This is a genomic window from Sodalis sp. (in: enterobacteria) (assembly GCF_047607725.1).
Classification (GTDB): Bacteria; Pseudomonadota; Gammaproteobacteria; order Enterobacterales; family Enterobacteriaceae; genus JBLKSS01.
The window spans coordinates 1-7,593 of the sequence record NZ_JBLKSS010000185.1 but is presented as its reverse complement, the minus strand read 5'-3'; the positions used below and the strand labels follow the sequence as shown (position 1 = coordinate 7,593).

The window sequence follows — 7,593 nt, the reverse complement described above, 5'->3', positions numbered from 1 at the left end:
TCACTCAAACCGGGATGGAAATAAAAGTTATTAAAATCAATACAATGTGAAAATACAATGAGCATAAGCGTGCAACGTAGGTTTACTGTCTCATACAACAAACCCACCAATAATTCAAGACGTCCTCCACGGGGCGCTTACATCTATACCAACGTGAAATATCCCTTCCCGGTTGATCCACCGCAGGTGCCGGCGCTCAATCCCACCGGTTGCTATGCGCGCAGCGTACAATTGCCGGCCGAGTGGCAGGCTCACGGCCGCACGCGCATTATTTTTCACGGCGTCAGTTCGGCCTTTTATCTCTGGTGCAATGGCCAGTGGCTGGGCTACTCCCAGGACAGTCGCCTGCCGGCCGAATTCGATCTGACCGATGCCCTGCGCCCCGGCGCCAATCGGTTGTGCGTGCTGGTATTGCGCTGGAGCGACGGCAGTTATTTAGAAGATCAGGATATGTGGCGTATGAGCGGTATTTTCCGCTCGGGGGCGTTACTGCACAAACCCGACGCCACTTTTAGCGACATTCGCCTCGATACCGAGCTGGATGCCCTGTTCAGCCACGGCACGCTGAAGGTAGGCGCGTCTATCAGCGCAAAGCCTGACGCGCTAGCATCCTATCAAGTGCAGGTCGCGCTGTGGTGGCAGGATCACCTTGTCGCTGAGCAGAGCCAGCCGCTGGGAACAGGACCGGTGGATGAGCGAGGCGGCTATGCCGAGCGGGCATGGCTGCATGTGCCGGGCGCGGCGCCGCGGCTGTGGAGCGCGGAAGATCCCGCCCTGTACCGCGTGGTCTTGACGCTCCGTGACGGTGAAGGACATCTGGTGGATGCGGAAGCCTATGACATAGGGTTCCGTCAGGTTATCGTGCGTGACGGGCTGCTGCAGCTGAACGGCAAACCGCTGCTGATACGCGGTGTCAACCGCCATGAACACCACCCGGCCAACGGCCAGAACATGGATGAGCAGACCATGGTGCAAGACATCTTGTTGATGAAGCAGAATAATTTCAATGCCGTGCGCTGCTCGCATTATCCGAACACCCCTCTTTGGTATCGTTTGTGCGATCGCTATGGCCTGTATGTGGTGGACGAAGCCAATATTGAGACGCCCGGCATGGAGCCCATGAGCCGGCTGGCGGACGATCCGGTATGGTTCCCCGCCTTTAGCGAGCGGGTCACCCGGATGGTGCAGTGTAACCGCCACCCCGCCAGCATCATTATCTGGTCTCTGGGTAACGAATCGGGCCACGGCGCTACCCACGATGCATTGTATCGTTGGGTCAAGACGCAGGATCCGTCGCGGCCGGTACAATATGAAGGCGGCGCCGACGACACCGCCGCCACCGATATCCTCTGCCCGATGTACGCACGGGTGGAGGAGGATTTGCCTATACCGGCGGTGCCGAAATGGGCAATTAAGAAATGGATCGGGATGCCCGGTGAGCAACGTCCGCTGATCCTGTGCGAATACGCCCACGCCATGGTCAACAGCCACGGCGGCTTTGCCGACTATTGGCGGGCGTTCCGCCAATATCCTCGCCTTCAGGGTGGATTCATCTGGGACTGGGCCGATCAGGCGCTGGAACGGCAGGATGAGCAGGGCAATATCTATTGGGTCTACGGCGGCGATTTCGGCGATACGCCTAACGATCGGCAGTTTTGTTTGAATGGCCTGGTGTTTCCCGATCGTACCCCGCATCCCGGTCTGTATGAGGTGAAAAAGCAACAGCAATTCTTCCAGTTCACTCTGTTAGACGCCGCCACGCTGCAAATTGCCGTCGAGAGCGAATACCTGTTTCGCACCAGCGATAATGAAAATTTGGCATGGTGGGTTGAGCTGGAGGGTGAACGCCTGCACGGCGGCGAGCTGCCGCTGCGGCTGGCGCCGGGGGGAGCGGCGCGTCCTCACCCTTGACCCGCGGTGGTCACCGCCCGCGCGAGGGGGCGCCCTGACCCTGCAGGTTAGCCTGCTACAGCCCGCGCCGCCGCCGGCGTATTCGGGCGCCGTGCCTCAGCTCGCCGAGACGGCCAGTGAGGCACCAGGAGCAGCGCTGGCGCGTCGACAAACGCAGCGGCTACCTCGACCAATGGCTGCAAGGCGAGCACTCCCTGCTGCTCACGCCGCTGGCTGACCAGTTCATCCGCGCGCCGTTGGACAACGATATTGGCATCAGCGAGGTGGACAGAATCGATCCCAACGCCTGGGTGGAGCGCTGGCGCGCCGCCGGTCTATTCGACCTTGAACAGCGCTGCTTTAGCGTGACGGCCGAGCAACTGAGCGACCGGGTGATTGTGCACAGCGAAATGGGCTATTTCCATCGGCCCGCGCTGCTACTGCTTAGCCGCTGGCAATTGAGCTTTAGCACAGACGGCGCCATGGTGACCGATATCGAGGTGGTGCGTTCGTCGCAGCTGCTGCCGTTGCCCAGAGTCGGCGTCACCTGCCGTATTAACAGTGCGGCACCGGACATCGGCTGGCTGGGAGACGGCCCGCACGAAAACTATCCCGACCGCCGCCCGTTTCTCCCGTTGGCGGCGCCCCCTGGCCGAGATGAGTACCCCTACATTTTCCCCAGCGAAAACGGCATGCGCTGCCATACCCGCGAATTCGACGTCGGCCCGCTGCGCGTCACCGGCGACTTCCACTTTTCGGTCAGTCCTTTTGGTACAAAACAGTTGACCGAGACAGGCCATTGGCACCAACTGCGTCCTGAAACCGGCCTCTGGCTCAATCTGGATACCGCGCATATGGGCGTCGGCGGCGATGATTCATGGAGTCCAAGCGTGCACCAAGCCTATCTGCTGGATGACGAACGCTACCGCTATACCTTGCGCTGGCAGTTGAACTGAGGGGGTTCGCCCCCTTAATCCCCCCGATACCGACCAAACGTGGTGACGATGATGAAGACTGCGATGCTGACGACCCAGGAGAAGCATAATTTTATCTACTTTATGCTGTTCTTCTTTTTCTATTATTTCATTATGTCCGCCTATTTCCCGCTTTTTCCCATCTGGCTGGCGGACGTCAATCACCTCAGCAAAACCGAGACCGGTATGGTGTTCTCCTCAATCTCGTTTTTCGCTATCGTGTTCCAGCCGCTATTTGGCCTAATCTCGGATAAATTGGGGTTGCGTAAACATCTGCTGTGGAGCATTACCATCGGGCTGATTTTGTTCGCGCCGTTTTTCATCTTTATTCTATCGCCCTTGCTGCAATTCAATATTTACGCCGGCGCGCTGGCGGGGGGATTGTATCTCGGCTTTGTGTTCTCCAGCGGTTCCGGGGCGGTAGAAGCGTTTATCGAGCGCGTCAGCCGCGCCAATCATTTTGAATATGGCCGGGTGCGCGTATCGGGCGTCGTGGGTTGGGCCATTTGCGCCTCATTGACCGGGATTTTGTTCAGTATTGATCCCAATATTACCTTCTGGATTGCCTCCGGTTTTGCGGTGATATTGGCACTATTGCTGTTTTTATCGCGCCCTGAAGGCAATGTGAATGCGCAGGTGCTGGATCAATTGGGCGCCAACCGACGCGCCTTTTCGCTGAAAATGGCGACAGAGCTGTTGGTTATGCCGCGTTTTTGGGCGTTTATCGTTTACGTTATTGGGGTAGCCAGCATTTACGATGTTTTCGATCAGCAGTTCACCAATTTCTTCAAAGGCTTTTTTGCCAGCCCCCAGCAGGGGACCGAAATCTTCGATTTTGTGACCACTGGCGGGGAATTGCTTAACGGCCTGATTATGTTTTTCACCCCGGCGATTATTAACCGTATCGGCAGTAAAAATGTGCTGCTGGTGGCGGGCATTATCATGTCGGTGCGCATTCTCGGCTCGTCATTCGCCACCAGCGGTGTCGATGTCATCATTCTTAAGACGCTGCATATGTTTGAACTCCCGTTTTTGCTGGTGGGAGCCTTCAAATATATTTCCTCGGCGTTCGATCCACGGTTATCCGCGACGCTGTTTCTTATCGGCTTCAATTTATCGAAACAATTATCCGGCGTCGTGCTGTCCACCTGGGTAGGCAGAATGTATGACCAGGGCGGCTTTCATCAAGCGTATTTGGTATTGGGTCTGATAACCCTGTCGTTTACCCTTATTTCCGCCTTTTTGCTGACGGGGCGCCATAAAGCGCTGGCGGCGCTGGCGCCCAGCGTACAATGACAAGACGCAGGCCTAGAAGCGCGGGAGCGAATGTATAAACTGGCATAGGCGCAAGCATAAAAGCGCTGGCGCGATTGTAGAAGCTGCCATAGGCGCAGGCGCCAAAACAGGCCCCTGCGCCACGGGCATGCCCTGGCGATTTTCCCCAGTTGCATTCAGTGCGCCAGGCCGACGTGGCCGCTTAGTCCCGCATCGGGCAATGAAGTCACGCCACCCTCAACGCTTTCCCTATTGCTCATTACCCTACAGGCACGCATAATCTCAGCATTTGTTTTTTGGAGTGTTTATGAGCTCAACCTTTCTCAGCCTGCGCCGGGCGGAAGTCAACGATATTCCCGCCCTGTATACGTTAAGACTCGCCACCATGGAGGGCTATCTGATTAACGACGGCATCAATACGGATGAACAGACGCATTCGAGCAGAATTATCGATCACTGGAACGATGCCCATATTATCCTGATGGAGGGTAAACTGTCCGGCCTGTTCAAATATTATCTTACCGACGATGCCTGGTTTATCGGCCAGATCCAGGTGGCGCCGGAATTCCAGCGCCGGGGCATCGGCCAGCAATTGCTGGCGGGGCGTCCTGCAGCAGGCGCAGCGTGAAGGGTTAGCGGTGGAATTAAAGGTACTAAAAAACAATCCCGCTAAAAACCTTTACCTGCGCCTTGGCTTTATTATCACTACCGGCGATGATTACGCCTGGCATATGCGCTGGGAGCCGCCCATCACCGCGGACTGAACCCGCAAGCCGTTACCGGCAATGCAGGGGCAAACGGGAGCCGGCGGGCGCTTTCCGCTTTCCCCCTGCCCCTGCCGCCCGATGGTCCTCGCTCCGGGTCCTTGTGCCCCTGCGCGGCGGTCATCGCCAGCGCCGATGCCGTGATCTTTTTCCCCACAGGGGCTAAACCGTATCAAGGGTTCGCCATTGACAGGGCGAAGGTTTTGCCGATAACGTCATGGCTTTGGCTTTATAATCGGGAGGCTCCTACTATGGACAACCGCGCAGTGACCCTCCGCGCCCTCGCCCCTGGCGATAAGGATGACTGGAAACTCCTGTGGTGTCGCTATTTCAGTTTTTATTCCACTATTCGCGACGATGCGCTATACGAACACACCTTTGCGCGCCTGACGGATAACGCCTACCCCAGCATGTGTGGCTTCGTCGCCGAACGCGCCGGTCATTTGGTAGGCATCGCCAACTGCATTTTGCACGATCACGGCTGGTATCAGCCGGCGATGCTCTATTTGCAGGATCTGTACGTGGACGATCATGTGCGCGGTCAAGGCATTGGCCGACGCCTCATTGAGCAGGTTTACCGCTATGCCGATCGGGAGGCGCTGGCTGGCGTATACTGGATGACGCAAAGCGACAATCTTCAGGCCATGCGTCTTTACGATAAGATCGCCCGCAAAACCGATTTCATAAAATATCAGCGTTAGCGAAAGAAGCGGGGTCAAGATGATTAAGCAACCTACCGTCGCGGTGCTCGGATTGGGCGCCATGGGTCATGCCTTTGCCGCCAATTTACTCAAACGAGGCCTGGCGACGCGCGTATGGAACCGTACTCAGTCGCGGGGAGAAGATTTGGCCGAGGCGGGCGCAATCCTCTGAGCAAGTCCGGCTGACGCGGTGCGCGAGGCCGATGTGGTGCTGACCATGCTGCCGGACGGTCCGACGACGCGTACCGTGTTGTTGGGCGCTGAGGGGGCGCTGGCGGCCATGAAGCCGAAAGCGGTGCTTGCCCACCAGATGGGTACCCTGGGCGTGGAAGCCACGGAGGCGCTCATCGCGGCGGTCAGTCAGGCGCGCGACGATATCGTGTTTATTGATGCGCCGGTCTCAGGCACCAAAGCGCCTGCGGAAAACGCCCAGGTGCTGGTTTTGGCGAGCGGCGATCGCCAAGCGGCGGCGGCCGTTGAACCGGTGTTCGCCACCATCGCCAAAGGCGCCCGCTGGCTGGGTCCGGCCGGGGCCGGTAGCCGGATTAAACTGGTGGTCAACACCTGGCTCATCGCCATGATGGAAGGCCTGGCGGAAAGCGCGCAGCGGGCGGCGGCGTTGGGGTTCAGTCCCGACGATCTCTGGGGCGTGCTGGAAGGCGGACCGCTGGCGGCACCCTATGTCAAGGGCAAGCTGGATATGATCAAGCAAGATAATTATGATCCGCAAATGGCGTTGATTTGGGGGCTGAAGGATGCCCGGCTGGCGCTCAAGGCAGCGGATCCGCGCAATCTGCCGGGGTTGCAGCGCATTAGCGAGATCTGGCAGCAGGCGGTGGACGCCGGCCATGGCGATAGCGATATTTCGGTAGTCTATCGTTACCTGCATTCTTGAACTTTCGAGGCCCGGCGCATGCACCGGCCGTAAGTCAGGTTTTTGCTTACTATTTTATGACAAAATAATAATTATTACCATMTATTATCAGAATTATAATTAATTTCCATGTTAAAAGAACAATTCCCCGCCGGGCTTCGCCCTACGGCGGTGGGATTCTTTCTTCAAGCGCAGGAGGTTTCCTATGCCGAACATCCGCAGCCCGCGTTTTGCCAGCGTCATCCCCCCTTACCTTTTGAAACGCATCATGGAGAAAAGCAGTGAGCATCAACGCCTGTTCGCGCGCCATACCCTGACCCACGTCCATAACCTGATGGGTCGTAATCCGTCGGTTGCGCATTACTCAAATGCACAACCGCCAGGAAAGATCAAGCGCACCATTTACGATACCCACAACAGTATGAATCTGCCCGGCATTAGAGTGCGGCAAGAAGGGCAGCCGCCGGGGAAAGATGTGGCGGTCAATGAGGCCTATGATTACCTGGGTATCACTTACGATTTTTATTGGCGGGTCTTTCAACGTAACTCTCTGGATGCGCGCGGATTACCGCTCGTCGGCACCGTCCATTACGGTAGTGCTTATGAAAACGCCTTCTGGGATGGGAAACAGATGGTGTTCGGCGATGGCGACGGTGAGATCTTCAACCGTTTCACGATTGTGCTTGATGTGGTGGCGCATGAGTTGACCCACGGCGTAACGGAACATGAAGCCAACCTGATCTATTTCGAGCAGGCGGGCTCGCTGAATGAATCCTCGTCCGATGTATTTGGTTCGCTCGTGAAGCAATACCATCTGCACCAAACGTAAGCGCCCCGTGGAGGACGTCTTGAATTATTGGTGGGTTTGTTGTATGGCCCGGTAAGAATATGTTCCACTACGATGCCTAGTGAACCCGCATCCTATAAGGGACAGCTGTCAGATCATGGATAATCCGTAAGCGTACGCCCAGCGCTGTATTGACAGTTATTCAGCAGGGATGGTGAGGTTCCACGGCAGGAGCTCTTTGATTTTGTTGATGGGATGATCCGCGATAATCGCCAGCACATGGCGCAGATACGCTTCCGGCTCCACGCCGTTCAGTTTGCAACTGCCG

5 protein-coding genes and 3 pseudogenes are annotated in these 7,593 nt (G+C 56.9%); 7 read left to right on the top strand and 1 reads right to left on the bottom strand.

Going from position 1 to position 7,593, the window contains the following annotated elements:
- Positions 1-135 precede the first annotated feature (135 nt).
- The 7 genes and pseudogenes from ACMX3H_RS15460 to ACMX3H_RS15430 all read left to right on the top strand — a co-directional run.
- A pseudogene (locus tag ACMX3H_RS15460) lies at positions 136-2,846 on the top strand (glycoside hydrolase family 2 TIM barrel-domain containing protein); the annotation flags it as partial.
- Between the two features lie 51 nt (positions 2,847-2,897).
- Positions 2,898-4,160 carry an oligosaccharide MFS transporter gene (locus tag ACMX3H_RS15455; RefSeq protein WP_415211460.1) on the top strand — a complete coding sequence of 421 codons (1,263 nt, stop codon included), beginning with the start codon at positions 2,898-2,900 and terminating at the stop codon, positions 4,158-4,160.
- Between the two features lie 286 nt (positions 4,161-4,446).
- The gene (locus ACMX3H_RS15450) at positions 4,447-4,767 is read left to right on the top strand and encodes a GNAT family N-acetyltransferase (protein ID WP_415211459.1); all 321 of its coding nucleotides are present in this window, start codon (positions 4,447-4,449) and stop codon (positions 4,765-4,767) included.
- Positions 4,768-4,777: 10 nt separating this feature from the next.
- Positions 4,778-4,903, top strand: coding sequence for a hypothetical protein (locus ACMX3H_RS15445; RefSeq protein WP_415211458.1), 126 nt, complete (start codon positions 4,778-4,780; stop codon positions 4,901-4,903).
- Positions 4,904-5,154: 251 nt separating this feature from the next.
- Positions 5,155-5,604, top strand: a complete 450-nt coding sequence (locus ACMX3H_RS15440) for a GNAT family N-acetyltransferase (protein WP_415211457.1) — start codon at positions 5,155-5,157, stop codon at positions 5,602-5,604.
- Between the two features lie 19 nt (positions 5,605-5,623).
- Positions 5,624-6,499: pseudogene (locus ACMX3H_RS15435) on the top strand (NAD(P)-dependent oxidoreductase).
- A 184-nt stretch (positions 6,500-6,683) separates the two neighbouring features.
- Positions 6,684-7,304: pseudogene (locus ACMX3H_RS15430) on the top strand (M4 family metallopeptidase); the annotation flags it as partial.
- Positions 7,305-7,463: 159 nt separating this feature from the next.
- Here ACMX3H_RS15430 and ACMX3H_RS15425 read toward each other — a convergent pair.
- The coding region (locus ACMX3H_RS15425; RefSeq protein WP_415210452.1) for a transposase domain-containing protein at positions 7,464-7,593 on the bottom strand (130 nt) is incomplete at its 5' end.